The following is a 20,370-nucleotide window of genomic DNA, read 5'->3' on the forward strand; positions in this document are numbered from 1 at the left end:
GGCGCGAGACGCTCAGCCCGACAGAACCGTGCGCGCCCAGCTCGGCCGCCGCGTGCTGTCGACCAGGCTGACCGTGGGCGCGTGCCGCCCGCCAAGGGCCAGCGTGGCCTGGCGCAGCATGTCGATACCCGCGTCCGATTTCACCGGCAGGGCCCCGGGCGAAATCGGCTGGCCCACCGTCATCCGGTAGGGCTGGCTGCCCTTGTTGAGCGTTTCGTGAAACAGGGTGATGTCGCGCAGGGTGGGGTGGATCAGGTCGAACAGGTAGAACAGCACCGAATTGCGCGCCCGGATGTTGATCGGGATCACCGGCAGATCGAACTTGCGCGCGATCATCGCGGCAGAGGCCATCCACGGCCGTTCATGCAGCTTCAGCCCGCGCCGCTTGGCCAGACGCCCAGACGGGAAGATCACGCCGACGCGCCCCTCGTCGATCGCCTTGCGGGTATAGGCCATGGTTTCGCGGGTCTTGCCGTGGCTGCGCTTTTCCTCGCGCCATTCCACCGGGGCGATGATCGTTTCCATCTGGGGGAGAACCCGCAGGATGTCGCAATTGGCATAGAAGAACAGATCGGGCCGAATCGGGGCCAGCAGGCTCCACAGCATGATGCCGTCGGCGATGCCGGTGGGGTGGTTGGCCACCACCAGCGCGGGGCCCGAACGGGGGATGTTTTCCAGCCCCGTCGCCTCGACATCCAGGGCCAGAAGCCGCGCCATTTCATCCATGATGACAGGCGAGGGGTGATGCTGAAGCGCCTCGCCCAGGGCAACGGTTCTGGGGTAGCCCAGAAGCCTTGTCAGCACATCCCGTGAAGGTGCGCTCCACGGATGCTGCGCGAAAAGCCAGGGCGCGCGTTCTTCTATAAGTGGATCTATTCTTTCCCGCATGAGCCTTGTCACCACAAAGGTGCGAAATTTATGTGACACCCCACCACATAGCCTACACGGCGCTCCGCGCCAATGGCGTTGCACGAAAAGCCGGCGGTTTCGTGCCGCGGTGTCATCCCTTCGCCCCCAGCATCCGGCCCACCATCTCGCCCATGTCGCGCGACAGCCCGTCGCGCGCGGCGATGCGCTCCAGCGCGCCCCGCATCAGCGCCTGGCGGTCGGCGTCATAGCGCGCCCAGGTCTCGAATGCGGTCGACATGCGGGCGGCGGTCTGCGGGTTGATCGCGTCGAGCCGGATCAACCAGTCGGCGACCAGATCGTAAGACGCGCCCGAAGGATCGTGAAACCCGGCCGCGTTGGTGGCCAGCGCGCCGATCACCGCGCGAAAGCGGTTGGGGTTCTTCCAGTCGAAATCCGGGTGCTCGGTCAGCGATCTGGCGACCGAGGCCGCCTTGTGCGGCGCGGCCAGCCCGGCCTGAAGCGCGAACCATTTGTCCATCACCAGACGATCCGCCGACCACTGCCGGAAAAATCCCGCGACCTCGGCCGCGCCTTCGCCGATCTCGAGCAGGCAGGACAGCGCGCCAAGCTGATCGGTCATGTTGTCGGCTTCCGCATAGCGGGCCGCCGCCAGCGCGCCGCCGTCCAGCCGCGACAGGTAGCCAAGCGCCGCCTGGCGCAGCGCCCGGCGGCCGGCGTTGCGCGCATCCGGCGCGTAGGGGCCGGGGCAGGCCATCGCATCGTGGAGCCGTGGCAAGAGATCCGACAGGTGCCGCGCGACCGCGGTTTTCAGCTTTTCGCAGGCGGCGTGAATCGCCAGCGGATCGGGGGTGATGCCGCTGTCGAACAGCGATTGCGCCATGTCATCCTCGGACGGCAGGCGCAGCGCCAGCGCGCGGAACGCGGGGTCCAGCGCATCGTCGCCGGCCATGGCGCGCAGCGCGTCCAGATAGGCCGGGCCGGGGGCGGCGCCATCGGCCACCATGCGCATCAGCACATCTTTGGCGAGGGTGCGGCCGGCCTCCCACTTGTTGAACGGGTCGGTGTCATGTGCCAGCAGGAAGGCGCGTTCTTCGGCGGTGGTGTCGCGCTGCACGATCACCGGCGCCGAAAACCCGCGCAGCAGCGAGGGAACGGGCCGGGTGGAGAGCCCCTCGAAGCTGAAGCTCTGCTCGGCCTCCGTCATTTCCAGCATGGTGGTCGGCAGCACTTCGTCGCCATTGGGGTTCAGCAGGCCCACGGCGATGGGGATCACCTGCGGCGCCTTTTCCGGCTGGCTGGGCGTTGGTGGTGTTTCCTGTTTGAAATGAAGCGTATACCGCCCGTCGTTGAAGTCATCCGTGAACGTCAGGCGCGGGGTGCCCGATTGAGAGTACCAGCGCTTGAACTGGCTCAGATCGCGGCCGGTGGCATCCTCGAACACCTTCAGCCAATCCTCGATCGTGGCGGCATCGCCATCGTGCCGTTCGAAATAGAGATCGAGCGCGCGGGCATAGCCATCGTCGCCGACCAGCCGCTTGAGCATCCCGATCAGCTCGGCGCCTTTTTCGTAAACGGTGGCGGTGTAGAAATTGTTGATCTCGACATAGCGCTCGGGGCGCACCGGATGGGCCAGCGGGCCGTTATCCTCGCGGAACTGGCGGGCGCGCAGCATCAGCACATCCTCGATCCGCTTCACCGCGTGCGATCGCATGTCGCCCGAGAATTGCTGATCGCGGAACACGGTCAGCCCTTCCTTGAGGCAAAGCTGGAACCAGTCGCGGCAGGTGATGCGGTTGCCTGTCCAGTTGTGGAAGTATTCATGGGCGATGATCGCCTCGATCCGGGCGAAATCGTCGTCGGTGGCGGTTTCGGGGCTGGCGAGCACGTATTTGGAGTTGAAGATGTTCAGCCCCTTGTTCTCCATCGCGCCCATGTTGAAATCATCGACGGCGACGATGTTGAACACGTCGAGATCATATTCCCGCCCGTAGACCTGCTCGTCCCAGACCATCGAGCGTTTCAGCGCATCCAGTGCATAGGCGCATTTATCCTCATCCCCCGGCCGAACCCAGATGTTCAGCATCACGTTCTTGCCGGAAGCTGTTGTGAAAACGTCGGATTTCGAGACGAGATCACCGGCCACGAGCGCGAAGAGATAGGCCGGTTTCGGCCACGGATCGTGCCATTCCGCCCAGCCTTCGCCGCGTGCCTCCGGGTTGCCGTTGGACAACAGCACCGGCGCCGCGCCCTCGATCCGCACATCGAACGGGGCCATCACGTCGGGGCGGTCGGGGTAGAAGGTGATTTTGCGGAACCCCTCGGCCTCGCATTGCGTGCAATACATGCCGTTCGACATGTAAAGCCCTTCCAGCGCGGTATTTTCTTCCGGCGCGATCTCGACCTCGGCCTCCCAGGTGAAGGGGCCGTCGGGGACAGCGCAGGTCAGCCCGGTATCGGTGATCTCGGGGCTGACAGGGGCGCCATTGATCCGCGCGCCGATCAGGCGAAGCTGTTCGCCGTGCAGGAAGAACCGGCGATCGGTGGCCGCGGGGTTCGGGCGAAAGGCGATTTTCGACAGCACGCGCGTGGCGGTGGGATGCAGGCGGAACGTCAGCGCCACCTGATCGATCAGAAACGCCGGGGGGGTGTAATCCGACAGGTGAACCGCCTGCGCGCTGGTATTCTTCATCACATGCTCCGGGAAAAGGGGAACTTCAGGTCTGTTCAGACGTTAGGGTTCCGTGCGGCGGGGTTCAACCGCCAGCAGAATTGTCTTTTGTCCGCCTTGCGGGAAGGAGGAGCATTCCATGTCCGCGCCTCAGACCGACGTCGAAACCCAGAAAAAGCGCCACCGTATCGCCCTGTGGGGCAGCGTGCTTACCGCCCTGTTCGGGTTTGTTCTTATCATGTGGTGGGTCATCGAAGAGGCCGCCAGCGTCGATAGCCCCGAGGGGGCCGATGTGCGCATCGACGGGCGCACCGGCGAAGAGATCCAGGCCGATGAACCGGCCCCGGTTGAAGAGCCGCAGTAACGCCCCCGAAATTGGTAAGTTGTTTTTACCGGACTGGTTGCCTATCGCAAACAAGTTTCCTAAGCGTAGTTCTCAGCGGGCCGGCGTGACCGGCGATACGGAGGATCACGGATGGAAATGCGCAGCGAACGCGACGGCCTTCAGGTGGATGCCGCTCTTGCACGGTTTGTCGAGGAGCAGGCGCTGCCGGGCACCGGCGTATCGGGCGCGGTGTTCTGGAGGGAACTGTCGGCGCTGATCCACGACCTGGGGCCGGAAAACCGCGCCCTGCTGGAGCGCCGCGAAGATCTGCAGGAACAGATCGACGCCTGGCATACCGCCCGTGCGGGCCAGCCGCACGACCATGCCGCCTATACGACCTTTTTGCGCCAGATCGGATATCTGTTGCCCGAGGGCCCTGATTTCACGCTGGAGACCGGCCCCACAGACCCCGAGATCGCCCGGCAGCCCGGGCCGCAACTCGTGGTGCCGATCATGAATGCACGCTACGCGTTGAACGCGGCCAATGCGCGCTGGGGCTCGCTCTATGATGCGCTTTACGGCACCGATGCGCTGGGCGATCTGCCTGCGGGCGGCGGCTATGACCCGGCGCGGGGCGCGCGGGTGGTGGCCTGGGCCAAGGCGTTTCTGGACGAGGCCGTGCCGCTGAGCGGGGCAAGCTGGGCCGATGTCACGGCGCTGTCGGTGGGGGATGGCGCGCTGAAGGGCGCCGCGCTGGCCGATCCGTTGCAGTTTGCGGGCCATATCGGTGACGCCGCCGCGCCCGACGAGGTGATCCTGCAAAACAACAACCTGCATATCCGCATCGTGATCGACCCGTCCACCCCGGTGGGCAAGACCGACCCGGCCGGGATCAGTGATGTGATCCTGGAGGCGGCGCTGTCGTCTATCATGGATTGCGAAGACAGCGTGGCCGCCGTCGACGGGGAGGACAAGGCGCTGGCCTATCGCAACTGGCTGGGCCTGATGAAGGGCGATCTGACCGAGCAGGTGGCCAAGGGCGGCGGCACCATCACCCGCCGGCTGAACGGCGATGTGGCCTTCACCGCGCCCGATGGCGGCCCGGCCACGCTGAAGGGCCGCGCGCTGATGCTGGTGCGCAACGTGGGGCATCTGATGACCACGCCCGCGATTCTGGATCGCGACGGCAACGAGGCCTTCGAGGGGCTGATGGATGCGATGATGACCACGCTCATCGCCATGCACGATCTGCAAAAGGCGGGCGGTGCGCGCAATTCCGTCACCGGGTCGGTTTATGTGGTCAAGCCCAAGATGCACGGGCCCGAAGAGGTCGCCTTTGCCGACCGTATCTTTACCCGTGTCGAGGCCGCGCTGGGCCTGCCGCGCTATACCGTGAAGCTGGGCATCATGGATGAGGAGCGGCGCACCAGTGCCAACCTCAAGGAATGCATCCGTGCCGCCAGACACCGGGTGGCCTTCATCAACACCGGTTTCCTCGACCGGACCGGCGACGAGATCCACACCTCGATGGAGGCCGGGCCGATGGTGCCCAAGGGCGAGATGAAATCGCAGCCATGGATCAGCTCTTACGAAGATCGCAATGTGGATATCGGGCTGGCCTGCGGGCTGAAGGGGCGGGCGCAGATCGGCAAGGGGATGTGGGCCATGCCCGATCTGATGGCCGACATGCTGGCCGCCAAGATCGGCCATCCGATGGCGGGGGCCACCTGCGCCTGGGTGCCCAGCCCGACGGCGGCGACGCTGCACGCCACCCATTACCACAAGGTCAACGTCCTTGCCCGGCAGGACGAGATCGCCGCCGGCGGGCCGCGCGGCACGCTGGACGATCTGCTGACCCTGCCCCTGGCCGAGGGCCGCAACTGGAGCGATGACGAATTGCGCGCCGAGATCGAGAATAACGCGCAGGGCATTCTGGGCTATGTCGTGCGCTGGGTCGATCAGGGGGTGGGCTGTTCCAAGGTGCCCGATATCCACGACGTGGGCCTGATGGAAGACCGCGCCACCTGCCGCATTTCCAGCCAGGCGCTGGCGAACTGGCTGCATCACGATGTGATCAGCGCCCCGCAGGTGATGGAGGCCATGCACAAGATGGCCGAGGTGGTGGATCGGCAGAACGCGGGTGATCCGGCCTATGTGCCGATGGCGCCGGGGTTTGATGGCGTCGCGTTTCAGGCGGCCTGCGATCTGGTGTTCCGGGGGCGGGTGCAGCCCTCCGGCTATACCGAACCGGTGCTGCACACGCGCCGCCTGCAGCTCAAATCCAGCCGCCGCACCTGAATTTCCGCAAACCGAAAGGAACATCCGACATGGCATCCGTTACCCTGCGCAAAGCCCGCACCATCATCCGCAAAACGCTCGAGAAGGGCCGCGAGATGGCGCTGAAACCGCTATCGGTCGTCGTGCTGGATGCGGGGGGCCATGTCATCGCCTTCGAACGCGAGGATGGCGCCAGCCCCGGCCGGTTCGTGATCGCCGAGGGCAAGGCCTTTGGCGCGGTGATGCTGGGCATGGGCGGCAAGGCGCAGATGGCGCGGGCCGAACAGCAGGCCTATTTCATGGCGGCGGTCAACGGTGCCTATGGCGGCAAGGTGGTGCCGGTGCCCGGCGGCATTCTGCTGCGCGATGGCAAGGGCGCCGTCGTCGGCGCCGTGGGGGTCACCGGCGACACGTCGGACAATGACACGATCGCCGGTCTGGCCGGCATCGCCGCCGCGGGTCTGGAGGGCGACGCCTGAGCGGCGCGCGCTGATCAAAAAACAGGCAGGTGCCCCTGCACAAGTCATGTGCGGCGCGGTGCCTCTTCACCCCGGCCCGTGATCGCTATATTGTTGTGGCAACGGGATAAGAGGACGAATATGGCGCGCCCCATTGTCGGCATCATCGGAAACCAGCATCTGATCAATGACAGCTACGAGGTTCACGCCGGCGGCGCGATGAATTCCGAGGCTGTGGCCGAAGTTTCGGGTGCGATGCCGCTGCTTATCCCCGCCGACCCGCGCTTTGTCACCGTGGCGGAGTTGTTGGAAACCTGCGACGGGTTCCTTTTCACCGGCGGCCGGCCCAACGTCCACCCCGAGGAATATGGCGAAGACCCGACCGAGGCGCATGGCGCCTTTGATCGTGCCCGCGATTCGATCGCGCTGCCGCTGATCCGGGCGCTGGTGGAGCGGGGCCAACCGCTTCTGGGTATCTGCCGCGGGTTTCAGGAGGTCAACGTGGCCATGGGCGGCACGCTCTACCCCGAAATCCGCGAGTTGCCGGGCCGGATGAACCACCGGATGCCCCCGGATGGCACGGTGGAAGAGAAATTCGCCCTCCGCCACATGGTACGGTTTTCCGAGGGCGGCCCCTTTGCCCGCCTGTTCGGCGCGACCGAGGTGATGACCAACACGCTGCACGGGCAGGGGATCAAGACCCCCGGCGCGCGGATCGTGGTGGATGGCTATGCGCCCGATGGCACGCCCGAAGCGATCTATGTGAAAGACGCGCCCGGCTTTACCATGTCGGTGCAGTGGCACCCGGAATATAACGCGGCCTGCGATCCGGTCTCGCGCCCGTTGTTCGAGGCGTTTGGCGAGGCGGTGCGGCAATGGGCGGAATGCCGGCGTGCGCCGGTTCTGAAAACCGCCTGAGCGGGCGGGCGGGTTCACCTTTCCGTGACTTGACCTTACCTTTACTGGAACCTTTAGGGTCTTCCCGGCGTAAAGGGAGGGTTTCATGAACGCGAAACTTGTTGCGGCGGCTGTTGCCGTCATCGCGCTGGGCGGGCTTGGCGCCTACGGAATTTTCGCGGGGCAGGGCGTTGCCGCGCCAACGGCGCAGGCCGCCGCAGGGCGCGCGATGGTCGAGGTTGCCCTTCCCGCACAGTTGAGCGCCACGGCGAAGCTGGGTGAAACCGCGTTCAATGCCAGATGCGCAAGCTGCCACGGGGTGAACGCCGCCGGGCGGGCGGGGGTTGCCCCGCCGCTGATCCACAAGATCTATGAACCCGGTCATCACGGTGACATGTCATTCCTGATGGCCGCCCGCAACGGCGCGCGGGCGCATCACTGGCGCTTTGGCGACATGCCCCCGGTGCCGGGCCTGACCGACGCCGAGATCGGCGCCATCATCACCTATGTGCGCGAAGTGCAGCGGGCGAACGGGATCTACTGACAGGCGCGCCCGCCGGCTCAGGCCGCGCGCAGGGCCAGCGCTTCGTGCTTTCGCAGCACGAGGCGCGAGGTCGGGCCATAAGATCCGATGTTCGAGCGCAGCTCGGGGAAGACCGCGAACAGCTCTTCGCGGGCCGGATCGGCGATGCCTTCCAGCCCCATGTGGCCGGGATGAAAGCTCTCGCTGGCCACGCCTTCGGCAAAGACGACCTCGTGCCGGTCGAACAGGATATGCACATAGGTCACCGTGCCGCCCGCCTCGCGCAGCACATCCTTGCCATCGACGAGGTGCAGCGCGGGTACCAGAACCTCGTTCTGGCTGAACAGAAGCTCGGCGCGATGACCCGTGCACAGCATCCGGTGCTGCGGTGATACGATCAGATCGCGGGTGTTGCCGAGAACGCCCTGACGGATGCGCACCGGGGCAAGATTGCCCTGCGCGGGCACCTCGCGCCGGCCGGTCCAGCGCACGCGCTGCAGCCCGCTGTCGGCGGTGATCACCAGATCGCCGGGGCGCAGGCTTTCCACCGGACGTTCGCCGCGCGGGGTCAGGATGTGGGTGCCGGCCGCGAAACAGATGATGATCGTCTCGATTTCCGAGAAGTTGACCACCGACCCGTCCGCCAGCGACGCAAACCCGCTGAGCCCGCCCGAGGCATCATCGGTATTGGTATAGGTGATGTCCTTGAAGCCGATCAGCCCCTGGAAATCGAGCGTGTCGCCCGCCGTTTCCGCGCCCTCGCCGCCGGTGATGGTGATACCGGCGGAACCGGCCTCGTCCAGATCGGTGAGGGTGAAGGTATCGTCGCCATCGCCGCCGGTGGCACTGTCGCCCTCGGCCACATGGATCGTATCGTCCCCGGTGCCGCCATCCACGATATCGGCGCCGGTGCCGCCGGCGATCGTGTCGTCGCCGGCATCGCCGTCGATTACATCGTCGCCCGATCCGCCGGAGATCACATCCGCCCCGGCACCCGCGTCGATATCGACGCCCGCGCTGTCGGCGGAGGCATCGACCGTATCATCCAGATCGGTCAGGACCAGATGTTCGATTTCCGAAAAGCTGACGCTGTTGGTGCCATCGCCGAGCGTGCCGGCCTCATCCCCGCCATAGCTGCCCGACACCGGCGCGCCGAGCGCCGAGAAATCCAGTGTGTCGTAGTCGGTGCCGCCTTCGCCGCCGGCCACGGTATCGCTGCCGAACCCGTCCTGGAACGTGATCGTGTCGGAGCCGTCGCCGGCGAAGATCGTGTCGTCACCGGTGCCGCCGTCGATGATGTCATCATCGCCGGAGGCGGGCATCGTCTGGAATTCGACATCGCTGACCCAGATCGCATGGGTGCCGGCATTGCCGCCCGACGGGGTGATGCCGTTGCGGTAGGCGATCTCGATCCGGGCGACGGGGCCGGCGATGCTGATCAGCGCCGAGCCGCTGGCGCTGTCGGGATCGTCATAGGAGCTGTCGGCGGTGATCGTGTAGCCAGAGGCCGTATCGCCGGAAACGGTGTCGCCGCCGCTGGGCGCGATGGAAACGGCGATGGGTTTGCCATCCGCACCATAGGCTCTGACGGTAACGATGTCCTGGTGGTTCCGGGCATAGGAATCGATGTCGTTGATGCGGAACTGCACGTTTTCCACGGCGTCGCTCAGCCCGCTGCCGGCGGCTGCGGAAAAATCCAGCGTGGTGGTCGAGGTCGCGGCGTCGCCCGCGCCGTAGAGATAGAGGTTGGAATTGGGATCGAAGCTTTCGCCCGAAGCGACATAGGCCGTATCGGAGGTTTCCACCTGGAAGGTCGGGCTGTTGTTGCCGTCGCTCGCGGTGGAGACCGATACGTTCATCTGGCCGGTGGACTGGGTGAAACCGCCCGCCACGCTGGTGCCATCGTTGCCCTCGGCCGCCCAGTTCAGGTCTTCGCTTTGCGCGGTGGCGGCGGGCGCGTCGCCATAGATCGTGTCATCGCCCGCGCCGCCGTCGATCGTATCGCGCCCCGCGCCGCCATAAACCGTATCCGCCCCGGCGCCGGCGGCAACCGTGTCATCACCCGCGCCCGCGTCGATGGTATCGCCCATTCCCGCGCCGCCGGTCCCGACGCCATCGTCGACCAGATCGTTCTCGGGATCGCCGGTATAGCCTGCGTCGATGATATCGTCGCCGGAGCTGCCCGCGACGACGCCGTCGCTTTCGACATAATCCGCATAGCTGAAGGCGATGTCGCCAGATGAGGCGTTGGGGTTGCTGTCATAGGCCATGACCTCATAGTCGCGCCCCGCGACCAGCGGCATTTCCGACAGTGTGTAATAACCCGACGCTCCGCCGTTTTCGACCTGGAACTGCGCCACCTGGAACTGCTGGCCGGTCACCGTGTCGCGCAGGGTCCAGACGAGTTCGGCATCGACGGTGCTGTTGGTGGAGGTCAGGCCATTGACGGTGACACTGGCCGTCGCGGCTTCGCGCCCGGCGCTATCGTCATCCAGTGTCTGGCCGCCGACGCCCGATTCATTGTCGGTGATCGTCGCGGCACCTGCGGGCGTGGCCGGGCCGCTCCATGTGACTGTGGCCCCCACGCTGCGCGAAAGGATACCCGATGGGTCCGCATCATAAAACTTGACGTCGAAAATCGCCATCTGTCTCCACTCGGTACCACGCGGGAGGAGGAAAGGCGCGTTGGAGATGAAAGGAGTTGCGTTCCTTCCCAAGCGGGCGGTTGCCCGTGCCCGTGTCCCCTGCGCCCCCGTGCCTTGCCCCGGTTGCTGTGCCTCATATTTCCTGTTCGAGCACCCGTGCGGGCACCCTGCGAAGCGCGGCAAAGCCCTTCACACGTTTCTTGCTATCGCCAGTGACTAAAGAATTAGTGAGGCCGGGTTTTGCTGGGGCCGTGACACGCGCGGGGCGATATCGTGGCGAAATCAGGGCAGGGGGCATTCCATACGGAAGTTGGTGATTGCCACGCCATCACGGATCGCGCTTTGCCGCGCCACGGTTGCCCAGCCGTGGCGGTGAAAGAACCGCCGCGCCAGATGGCTGGCCTCGGTGCTGAGCACCCGCAGCCCGGCTGCGCGCGCGATCGGTTCGAGAGCGGCATAAAGCGCATCGCCGACGCCCTTGCCCATCCAGCCCGGTGCGACATAGGCGAAATCGAGAAACCCGTCATGGCCCAGCGTCATGAATCCGATCATCGCGCCGGCCCGGTCTTCGGCCACCAGCGTGTGACCGGACAGCAGCCGCGGCTCCCAATCCGGGGCGGGCGGGCCGTCGGGGGCCCAGGCGGCCCGCTCTGCCGCGCTATAGAACGCGGCCGCCCCCTGATGCACCGCGGCATGCAGGACATGGTGTGCGGCGGGGCCGTCGCCGGGGTGGACGTGGCGGATCTGGTAGGGGGGCATGGCGCGGGTCCTTTCCGCGCCGATCAGAACCACCCGCGCGCGCCCTGGTCAATGCGGCGCGGCGGCCCGCCGGGGGCTTGCAAATCACGGCCCCGCATTGCCTAGTCGCGAGGCAATGACTTCGGGGAACCGCGAATTGATACGTTTCGTGCTGCGATGGATCGACCTTCCGCCGATGTGGCTGGCGCTGTTCGGCGGGCTGGCCTGGGGGCAGGCGCGCTGGCTTCCGGTTTTCCGGTTCGGCGGCTGGGCCGATGCGCTGGGCGCCGTTCTGATCGGCGCGGGTCTGTTGATCGGGGTCGCGGCCGTGGCGCAGTTCCTTGGCAATCGCACCACGGTCATCCCTCGCAGAACCCCCGGAACGCTGGTGCGGGGCGGCATCTACCGGCTGACACGCAATCCGATCTATCTGGGCGATGCGCTGATCCTGGGCGGGCTGATCCTGCGCTGGGACGCGGGGCTGAGCCTGGTGCTGATCCCGGCCTTCATGGCGCTGATCGAGAAGCGGTTCATCCGGGGCGAGGAGGTCCGGATCCGGCAGGAGTTCGGCGCCGCCTTCGACAGCTATGCCGCGCGTGTGCGACGCTGGTTGTAGGCCGCGAAACGACAGGATCGAAAATCAACACCGATATGCTTGTGAAATAATGTTACGCAATGGTAATAGTCTGGCGTCTTTTAGGGTAAAGGTTCGGCCGGGCCGGATAGAGAGGGATTGAGGACGTGAAAATCGGGGCACCGAAGGAGGTATTCGAAGGGGAAGCGCGCGTTGCGATGACCCCGGAGAGCGCCCTTCAGCTTCAGAAGCTGGGGTATGACTGTGCAATTGAAACCGGAGCGGGGGCAGCGGCGGGTTTTTCCGATGACGCCTATGCGCAAGCCGGGGTCGAGATCATCAAGACGCCCGCCGCACTTTGGAAAGCGGTGGATATCGTCATCAAGGTGCGCGAGCCCAACGAGACCGAGGCCAAGCGCCTGACCAAGGGGCAGACGCTGATTTCCTTCTTCTGGCCGGCGCAGAACGAGGCGCTGCTGGAGCTGTGCAAATCCAAGGGCGCCAATGTGATCGCCATGGACATGGTGCCGCGCATTTCCCGTGCGCAGAAGATGGACGCGCTGTCGTCGATGGCCAATATCGCGGGTTACCGCGCGGTGATCGAGGCCGGCAACAACTTTGGCCGCTTCTTCACCGGCCAGGTGACGGCGGCGGGCAAGGTGCCCCCGGCCAAGGTTCTGGTGGTGGGCGCTGGCGTGGCGGGCCTCGCCGCGATCGGCACGGCGACCTCGCTGGGCGCGATCGTCTATGCCTTCGACGTGCGCCCCGAAGTGGCCGAGCAGATCGAATCGATGGGTGCGAATTTCGTGTTCCTCGATTTCGAGGAGGCCGCGCAGGACGGCGCGGCGACGGGCGGCTATGCCGCGCCTTCCTCGCCCGAGTTCCGCGAAAAGCAGCTCGAGAAATTCCGCGAGCTGGCCCCCGACATGGATATCGTCATCACCACGGCGCTGATCCCGGGCCGCGATGCGCCCAAGCTGTGGCTCGAAGACATGGTCGCGGCGATGAAGCCGGGCTCGGTCGTGATCGATCTTGCCGCCGAAAAGGGTGGCAACTGCGATCTGACCGTCAAGGATCAGAAGGTTGTCAGCGAAAACGGTGTGACCATCGTCGGCTATACCGATTTCCCCAGCCGGATGGCCGCGCAGGCCTCCACGCTTTATGGCAACAACATCCGCCACATGATGTTCGATTTGACGCCCGAAAAAGACGGGCAGGTCGTGCATAACATGGAAGATGACGTGATCCGCGGCGCGACGGTCACCTATGACGGCGAAATCACCTTCCCGCCGCCGCCGCCGAAGGTGAAGGCGATTGCCGCCAAGCCCAAGGAAGCGGTCAAGGAGCTGACGCCGGAAGAAAAGCGCGCGCAGGAGGTTGCCGCCTTCAAGGCGCAGACCAAACAGCAGGTCACGCTGCTGGTGGTGGGTGCCGCGCTGATCCTGGGGGTGGGGCTGGTGGCCCCGGCCAGCTTCATGCAGCATTTCATCGTGTTCGTGCTGGCGGTGTTCGTGGGCTTCCAGGTGATCTGGAACGTCAGCCACAGCCTGCACACGCCCTTGATGGCGGTCACCAACGCGATTTCGTCGATCATCATCCTGGGGGCCCTGATGCAGATCGGATCGGATTCGGCGCTGGTGATCATTCTGGCGGCGCTGTCGGTCTTCATGGCCGGGATCAACATCTTCGGCGGCTTCCTCGTAACCCGGCGCATGCTTGCCATGTTCCAGAAATCTTAAGGAGGCCGGGACCATGGAATTCGGATTCACCACTGCCGCCTATGTTGTCGCGGCTGTTCTGTTCATCCTGTCGCTCGGCGGCCTGTCGGGGCAGGAAAGCGCCAAGCGCGCGGTCTGGTACGGGATCGCCGGCATGGCGCTGGCGGTGCTGGCAACGCTGATCGGACCCGGCTCGGGCCTGTGGCTGCTGTCGGTCATCCTGATCGCCGCCGGCGGCGCGATCGGCTATGTCGTGGCGCAACGCGTCCAGATGACAGAGATGCCGCAGCTTGTTGCGGCGATGCACTCTCTGGTCGGTCTCGCGGCGGTGTTCGTGGGCTATGTCGCCCATATCGAACTGGGCCGCGTGCTGGCGATGGACGATGCCGCCCGCCAAGGGCTGGACGGCTTTGCAGCCCTGCTGGCGCACAAGACCTCGGTCGAGGTCAACATCCTGCGGGTCGAGCTGTTTCTGGGCATCTTCATCGGTGCCGTGACCTTCACCGGCTCTGTCATCGCCTATGGCAAGCTGGCGGGCAAGGTCGGCTCGGCCGCGACCAAACTGCCGGGCGGGCATATGCTGAACGCGGGCGCCGCGGCGCTTTCGGTGCTGTGCCTGATCTGGTACTTCAACACCGGCGGCTTTTTCCCGCTGTTCCTGATGACGCTGGCCGCACTGTTCATCGGCTATCACCTGATCATGGGTATCGGCGGCGCCGACATGCCGGTGGTGGTGTCGATGCTCAACAGCTATTCCGGCTGGGCGGCGGCGGCCATCGGCTTCAGCCTTGGCAACGATCTGCTGATCGTGGTGGGCGCGCTGGTGGGCTCTTCGGGCGCGATCCTGTCGTACATCATGTGCAAGGCGATGAACCGCAGCTTCATCTCGGTCATTCTGGGCGGCTTCGGCGGCGCGGCGGGACCGGCGATGGAGGTCGAGGGCGAGCAGATCGCGATCGACGCCGAAGGCGTGGCAACGGCGCTGGACGAGGCCGACAGCATCATCATCATCCCCGGCTACGGCATGGCGGTGGCGCAGGCGCAGCAATCGGTATCCGAGCTGACCAAGCGGCTGCGCGCCAAGGGCAAGGAGGTGCGCTTTGCCATCCACCCGGTGGCGGGGCGTCTGCCCGGCCACATGAACGTGCTGCTGGCCGAGGCGCGGGTGCCCTATGACATCGTGCTGGAGATGGACGAGATCAACGACGATTTCCCGGACACGGATGTGGCGATCGTCATCGGTTCCAACGACATCGTGAACCCGGCGGCGCAGGAAGACCCCAACAGCCCCATTGCCGGCATGCCGGTGCTGGAATGCTGGAAGGCGAAACAGGTGTTCGTCAGCAAGCGCGGCCAGGGCACGGGCTATTCGGGCATCGAGAACCCGCTGTTCTACAAGGAAAACACGCGCATGTTCTATGGCGACGCCAAGGCCAGCATCGACAAGCTGCTGACGCTGATCCAGTAACCGGCAGCGCGCGAAAACCAAAGCCCCGGCCGTTGCGCCGGGGCTTTCTTGTTGCCCGGTGGCCGCGGCGGGCCTAGCGTTTGCCGTAACGCAAAGGGGGCAGCATGACCGACGGTGACAAGGGCAACTGGCGCGGCCTTCCGCGCAGTATCTGGGCGCTGGGCTTTGTGAGCATGCTGATGGATATCTCCTCCGAGATGATCCACGGGCTGCTGCCGGTGTTTCTGGTGACGGTCCTTGGGGCCAGCACCGTGACCGTCGGCCTGATCGAGGGGATCGGCGAGGCCACGGCCAATATCACCAAGCTGTTTTCCGGCGCGCTGAGCGACAGGATGGGCAAGCGCAAGCCGCTGACCATTCTGGGCTACGGGCTGGGCACCCTGTCAAAGCCGATCTTCGCGCTGGCGCCCACGGCGGGCTGGGTGCTGGGCGCGCGGTTTTCCGACCGGATCGGCAAGGGTATCCGCGGGGCGCCGCGCGATGCGCTGGTCGGCGATCTGGCCCCGCCCGACAAGCGCGGCGCGGCCTATGGCCTGCGCCAGTCGCTCGACAATATCGGCGCTTTTGTCGGGCCGCTGCTGGCGATGGCGCTGATGGCGCTGTTTTCCGATAACTTCCGGCTGGTGTTCTGGGTCGCGCTTGTGCCCGGCTGCATCGCGGTTTTCCTGCTCGTTACCTTCGTGCGCGAGCCAGAGCGCGCCCCGGCCGCCGCCCCGGTGCGCACCCCGATCGACCGCAAGATGCTGTCGCGGATGGGGCCGCTGTTCTGGGGTGTGGTGGCGTTGGGCGGGGTGATGACGCTGGCCCGGTTCACCGAGGCATTCATCATCCTGCGGGCCGAGGAGCAGGGGCTTGCCCTGGCCCTCGCGCCGATGATCCTGGTGATCATCAATCTGGTCTCCTCGGCCTCGGCCTATCCGGTCGGGGTGCTGTCCGACGGGATCGGCAAGCGCGGGCTGCTGATGCTGGGGTTCGCGGCGCTGGTGGTATCGGATGTGGTGCTGGCCATGGCGCAGGGCGTGGCGGCGGTTTTCATCGGCGCGGCGCTTTGGGGGCTGCATCTGGGCCTGACACAGGGGCTGTTGTCGGCGCTGGTGGCCGACAGCGCCCCGGTCGAGCTGCGCGCCACCGCCTTCGGCGTCTTCAACCTGACAAGCGGCGTGGCGCTGTTTCTGGCCAGCCTGCTGGCCGGCGTTCTGTGGGCCGGGCCCGGCCCGGCGGCGACCTTCTGGGCCAGCGCCGGGCTGGCGTTTCTGGGCCTTGCCGGGTTCATGCTGATCGCGCGTACACGGCGCGAGAAGGCTCCGCCCAAATCCGGCTGATCCCGCCGCAGTGTGCCATTGTATGCGTTCAACATATGGTTTTTGTTGAATGTTTATGTTTACACGGGCGCGTTTCCGGGTAGGGTCTGGGGACGTTTCAGAAGGCACCGGCATGAGCCCGATCGAAGACCACCCGCTGCGCTACATGATGGCCAACGAGCTGCACGCGCGCCCGTTCCCGGCGCTGGAAACGCCGTGCCACGCCGCCTATCTGGCGATAAAGCGCCCCCATGACGCCGCCAACCGCGACCGGGGCGCAGACCGCGCGCATCTGCTCGACCTGCTCGACCGGTTCGGCGCCCAGCATCCGCAGCCCGACGCCACCCATTTCTTCGGCGATATCGGGCGGCACAAGCTGAAATGGGAAAGCCATACGGAATTCGTGACCTACACGATCTTCACCGATGGCGTTGCCGACCGCCCGTTCGATCCGAGCGCGTTCGAGGTTTTCCCCGACGATTGGCTGGCCACCGCGCCGGGCCTGCGCATCACCTCTGCGCTGATCCGGATGGAGCAGTTGCGCGAGCCCGACGAAAGCATCGTGCGCCGTCTGGGCGACTGGTTCGTGCCCGAAAGCCTGGCCTGTTCGGGGGTGCTGGATGACAGCGCGGTCATGGCCTCGGATTTTCGCATCGACAGCGCCGGGCACATGCGCTTTGCCCTGTTCGTGCGCCCCGAGACGGGCGCGCGGCGCGTTGGCCGCATCGTGCAGCGCCTGACCGAGATCGAGACCTACAAGGCGATGTCGATGTTGGGCCTGCCCCGCGCGCGCGAACTTTCGGCGCAGATGGGCGCGATCGACCCGAAGCTGGTGACGCTGGTCGGCGATCTCAAAACCGGCGACCATACGCCCGAGGAAACGCTGCACGCGCTTCTGGCGATCTCTGCCGAGCTGGAGAACATGACCGCCCAGTCGCAGTTCCGCTTCGGTGCCACCGCCGCCTATGAGGCGATCGTGCATCAGCGGATCGAGGTGATGCGCGAATCGCGGTTCGAGGGGCGCCAGACCTTCCGCGAATTCATGATGCGCCGGTTCGACCCGGCGATGCGCACGGTCAAATCCACCGAACGGCGGCTGCATGAGATGACGGAACGCGCGATCCGGGCGGGCGAGTTGTTGCGCACCCAGGTGGATGTGGATCGTTCCGCCCAGAACCAGAAGCTGCTCGAAAGCATGGACCGGCGCGCTGATCTGCAGCTTCGCCTGCAAAAGACGGTCGAGGGGCTGTCCGTCGTCGCGATCAGCTATTATGCGGTCAGCCTGGCCTCGTACATGGCCTATCCCCTTGCCGAGCCGCTGGGGCTGAGCAAGGGGATGCTGACCGCGATGCTCACGCCGCTTGTCGTGCTGGGGGTGTGGCTGATGATCCGCCGGATCCGGCACGAGATGGAGTAAGCGCGCGGTCGGCGATCACGCCGCCCGCCGCGATGGCCAGCACCGCCAGAAGCGCGGCAAAGCTGAGCGTCGGGATGCCCGACAGGCCCGCGCCCACGGTGCAGCCGCCCGCCAGCACACCCCCCACGCCCATCAGCAGCGCGCCGGCCATGTAGCGCCCGGTTTGCGCCGGGCTCTCGAAGCTTTGCCAGCGGAAGCGCCCGCCCAGCAGGGATGCCACCAGCGCGCCGGCCAGCACCCCGCCGATCAGCCCCACGCCGAACCGCGCCGGGATCGACGTGGCCGCGATGCCCCAGAACAGCGTGTCGGCGGCGGTCGAGGTGAAGGAGAGCGATTCCAGCGCGATCGGGTCGAAATCGTCGTAAAGCACAAAGCCGGTGCCGACCCAGCCTATCGCCGCCAGCAGACCGAGCGGCACCGCCAGCGCCGCCTTGCGCGGCGAAACGCCCGAGCGTGCCGCATAGGCCAGCGCCGGAAGCGCCAGCAGCGCCGTCCATACCCACGCCCCGCCGGGCAGGGCGGACAGGCCGGCGCTTTGCAGCGGCACCGTGACTGACCCGAGCGCCACGCGCAGCGGCGCCAGTACGCCTTTCAACGTGGCATGCGCGGTGATGGCAAAGACCACCAGCACCAGCAGCGCGCGCAGGTTGCCGGTGCCCGTCAGAACGGTCAGGCGCGAGACGCAGCCGCGTGTCAGCACCATTCCGGCGCCGAACAACAGCCCGCCCGCGATGATCGCCAGCACCGGCAGATCGGCGGCGAAGAACCGGTGCTCTTCGAAAGAAATCAGCCCGGCGGCCACCGCCCCCTGGGTGCCGATCAGCGCGGCCACCACGGCGACCAGCCACAGGCCAAGCGCCGGGCGGCGCTCCGCCACCGGGCCCGAGACGGTGCGGCGAAAGCAAAAGCCGGTGATCTCGGCCAGCAGGCCGAAGGCGGCGCCCAGGATCAGGCCGAACCAGATGGCGGCCTGCGGCGCGGTCAGGGTTTCGAACCCGAGGTCTTCGAACATATCCGCATCCTTGCAAACGTGAATGGGTGTGATCTGACCGCAACCGCGCCCCGGATCAAGCCGCAGGGCCCTTCGGCAAGGGCGGCGCGGCGGAACAGATTTTCGGCGCCGGCGGGCAGGGCCGGAACAGCGTTCCGCGCAGGCGCCCGGCGTCAAACCCGCCGCCACGCCGCCGCGCCTGCCGGGGGCGGGTGTTTTTATTCGCAGATTGGGCGAAACGCCGGGGCAACCGCGCCTCTGGTGGCTTGACCTTGCCGGCGCGGGGCATCACCCTGACGCTCAGGGAAACGCAGGGAGCACCCGATGGGCCGCCCGTTGACGCCGCGACAACTGCTTGAAAAACTTGTGTCATTCCCGACGGTCAGCCGGGACGGCAATCTTGCGCTGGTCGACTGGGTCGAGGATTACCTGTCGGGCTTCGGCATCGCCAGCACCCGCGTGCCCGACGCGCAGGATGCGCGCAAGGCCAGCCTCTATGCCCATGTCGGCCCGGCGCGGGCCGGGGGCATCGTGCTGTCGGGCCATACCGACGTTGTGCCGGTCGACGGGCAGGACTGGGCGAGCGACCCATGGACGGTGACCGAGCGTAACGGAAAATACCACGGCCGCGGCACCTGCGACATGAAGGGGTTTGACGCGCTGGCGCTCTGGGCGCTGGTGCGCGCGCAGGCCGAAGGCGTGCACCGCCCGCTGCAGATCGCCCTGTCGCATGACGAAGAGCTGGGCTGTATCGGCGCGCCGCAAATGATCGATCATATGGTTGCCAACGCCGACCTGCCGCGCGCCTCCGCCGCGATCATCGGCGAGCCCTCGGGGATGAAGGTGGTCACCGGCCACAAGGGGGGCGCCGGGTTCGCCACGCATCTGCGCGGGCACGAGGTGCATTCCTCGCTCATGCACCGGGGCGTCAGCGCGATCATGGAAGGGGCCCGGCTGATCGACTGGGCCAATCGCCGCAACGCCGAAAACCGCGCCCGCCCGCCCGCGCCGGAGGATGCGGTGTACGAGCCGCCCTTCACCACGATCCATGTCGGCACCATCTCGGGCGGTACCGCGCACAATATCACCGCCGCCGATTGCCGCTTCGGCCTCGATTTCCGCTGCGTGCCGGGCGAGAGCCTGGCCGACTGGCACAGCGCCTTTCTGCAGGAGGTCCGCCGGGTGGAGGCGGACATGAAGGCGATCCACCCCGGCGCCGGTATCGAGGTGAAGCAGTATTTCCACGTACCCCCCCTGCGCCCCGAGCCGAAGGGAGAGGCCGAAGCCATCGCCCGCGGCCTGACGGGCGACAATGCCACCCATGTGGTCAGCTACGGCACAGAGGCGGGCCAGTTTCAGGAACGCGGCTATTCGGCGGTGGTCTGCGGCCCCGGCAGCATCGAACAGGCCCACCAGCCGGACGAATACATCACCATCGAACAGTTCGTCGCGGGCGAGCGTTTCATGTCGCGCCTGATCGACCAGCTCAAGGAATAGCCC

16 protein-coding genes are annotated in these 20,370 nt (G+C 66.2%); 11 read left to right on the forward strand and 5 right to left on the reverse strand.

Annotated features, from left to right (window positions below):
- Positions 1–12: 12 nt before the first annotated feature.
- Both TQ29_RS06160 and pepN read right to left on the reverse strand, forming a co-directional pair.
- Positions 13–888: a lysophospholipid acyltransferase family protein gene (locus TQ29_RS06160; RefSeq protein ID WP_082386552.1), complete on the reverse strand. Its 876-nt coding sequence runs from the start codon at positions 886–888 to the stop codon at positions 13–15.
- 112 nt (positions 889–1,000) lie between these two features.
- Complete coding sequence (gene pepN, locus TQ29_RS06165) at positions 1,001–3,559, reverse strand: aminopeptidase N (protein ID WP_054538446.1); 2,559 nt, start codon at positions 3,557–3,559, stop codon at positions 1,001–1,003.
- Between the two features lie 118 nt (positions 3,560–3,677).
- On the opposite strand from pepN, the gene TQ29_RS06170 reads away from it, so the two are divergent.
- The 5 genes from TQ29_RS06170 (at position 3,678) to TQ29_RS06190 (ending at position 8,039) form a co-directional block, all read left to right on the forward strand.
- On the forward strand, positions 3,678–3,902 hold the full coding sequence (locus tag TQ29_RS06170) for a hypothetical protein (RefSeq protein WP_054538447.1): 225 nt from the start codon (positions 3,678–3,680) through the stop codon (positions 3,900–3,902).
- 111 nt (positions 3,903–4,013) lie between these two features.
- Positions 4,014–6,161: a malate synthase G gene (locus TQ29_RS06175; protein ID WP_037208293.1), complete on the forward strand. Its 2,148-nt coding sequence runs from the start codon at positions 4,014–4,016 to the stop codon at positions 6,159–6,161.
- A 29-nt stretch (positions 6,162–6,190) separates the two neighbouring features.
- Complete coding sequence (locus TQ29_RS06180) at positions 6,191–6,619, forward strand: heme-binding protein (protein ID WP_054538448.1); 429 nt, start codon at positions 6,191–6,193, stop codon at positions 6,617–6,619.
- Between the two features lie 120 nt (positions 6,620–6,739).
- Positions 6,740–7,516, forward strand: a complete 777-nt coding sequence (locus TQ29_RS06185; RefSeq protein WP_054538449.1) for a gamma-glutamyl-gamma-aminobutyrate hydrolase family protein — start codon at positions 6,740–6,742, stop codon at positions 7,514–7,516.
- Positions 7,517–7,601: 85 nt separating this feature from the next.
- Complete coding sequence (locus TQ29_RS06190; protein WP_054538450.1) at positions 7,602–8,039, forward strand: cytochrome c; 438 nt, start codon at positions 7,602–7,604, stop codon at positions 8,037–8,039.
- 17 nt (positions 8,040–8,056) lie between these two features.
- On the opposite strand, the gene TQ29_RS06195 is transcribed toward TQ29_RS06190, so the two are convergent.
- Together TQ29_RS06195 and TQ29_RS06200 are read right to left on the reverse strand one after the other, a co-directional pair.
- Positions 8,057–10,663 carry a Hint domain-containing protein gene (locus TQ29_RS06195; protein WP_054538451.1) on the reverse strand — a complete coding sequence of 869 codons (2,607 nt, stop codon included), beginning with the start codon at positions 10,661–10,663 and terminating at the stop codon, positions 8,057–8,059.
- Between the two features lie 282 nt (positions 10,664–10,945).
- Positions 10,946–11,422, reverse strand: coding sequence for a GNAT family N-acetyltransferase (locus tag TQ29_RS06200; RefSeq protein ID WP_054538452.1), 477 nt, complete (start codon positions 11,420–11,422; stop codon positions 10,946–10,948).
- A 136-nt stretch (positions 11,423–11,558) separates the two neighbouring features.
- Here TQ29_RS06200 and TQ29_RS06205 point away from each other — a divergent pair, with 136 nt between their 5' ends.
- The 5 genes from TQ29_RS06205 to TQ29_RS06225 all read left to right on the forward strand — a co-directional run bounded on the left by TQ29_RS06205 (position 11,559) and on the right by TQ29_RS06225 (position 17,879).
- The gene (locus TQ29_RS06205; protein WP_369817375.1) at positions 11,559–12,017 is read left to right on the forward strand and encodes an isoprenylcysteine carboxylmethyltransferase family protein; all 459 of its coding nucleotides are present in this window, start codon (positions 11,559–11,561) and stop codon (positions 12,015–12,017) included.
- A gap of 125 nt (positions 12,018–12,142) precedes the next feature.
- Positions 12,143–13,714, forward strand: coding sequence for a Re/Si-specific NAD(P)(+) transhydrogenase subunit alpha (locus tag TQ29_RS06210; RefSeq protein ID WP_054538453.1), 1,572 nt, complete (start codon positions 12,143–12,145; stop codon positions 13,712–13,714).
- A gap of 13 nt (positions 13,715–13,727) precedes the next feature.
- Entirely contained in the window at positions 13,728–15,161 is a 1,434-nt protein-coding gene (locus tag TQ29_RS06215) for an NAD(P)(+) transhydrogenase (Re/Si-specific) subunit beta (protein WP_037208284.1), read from the forward strand.
- Positions 15,162–15,265: 104 nt separating this feature from the next.
- Positions 15,266–16,483: an MFS transporter gene (locus TQ29_RS06220; RefSeq protein WP_054538454.1), complete on the forward strand. Its 1,218-nt coding sequence runs from the start codon at positions 15,266–15,268 to the stop codon at positions 16,481–16,483.
- A 112-nt stretch (positions 16,484–16,595) separates the two neighbouring features.
- The gene (locus tag TQ29_RS06225) at positions 16,596–17,879 is read left to right on the forward strand and encodes a DUF3422 family protein (protein ID WP_054538455.1); all 1,284 of its coding nucleotides are present in this window, start codon (positions 16,596–16,598) and stop codon (positions 17,877–17,879) included.
- Here TQ29_RS06225 and TQ29_RS06230 read toward each other — a convergent pair.
- Positions 17,815–18,891 carry a YeeE/YedE family protein gene (locus TQ29_RS06230; RefSeq protein ID WP_037208326.1) on the reverse strand — a complete coding sequence of 359 codons (1,077 nt, stop codon included), beginning with the start codon at positions 18,889–18,891 and terminating at the stop codon, positions 17,815–17,817. The two genes, TQ29_RS06225 and TQ29_RS06230, sit on opposite strands and share 65 nt — an antisense overlap.
- A 303-nt stretch (positions 18,892–19,194) precedes the next feature.
- Here TQ29_RS06230 and argE point away from each other — a divergent pair, with 303 nt between their 5' ends.
- Positions 19,195–20,367, forward strand: coding sequence for an acetylornithine deacetylase (argE, locus tag TQ29_RS06240; RefSeq protein WP_054538457.1), 1,173 nt, complete (start codon positions 19,195–19,197; stop codon positions 20,365–20,367).
- The last annotated feature ends 3 nt before the right edge of the window (positions 20,368–20,370 follow it).

The organism is Actibacterium sp. EMB200-NS6 (genome assembly GCF_001305615.1).
GTDB lineage: Bacteria > Pseudomonadota > Alphaproteobacteria > Rhodobacterales > Rhodobacteraceae > Actibacterium_A > Actibacterium_A naphthalenivorans.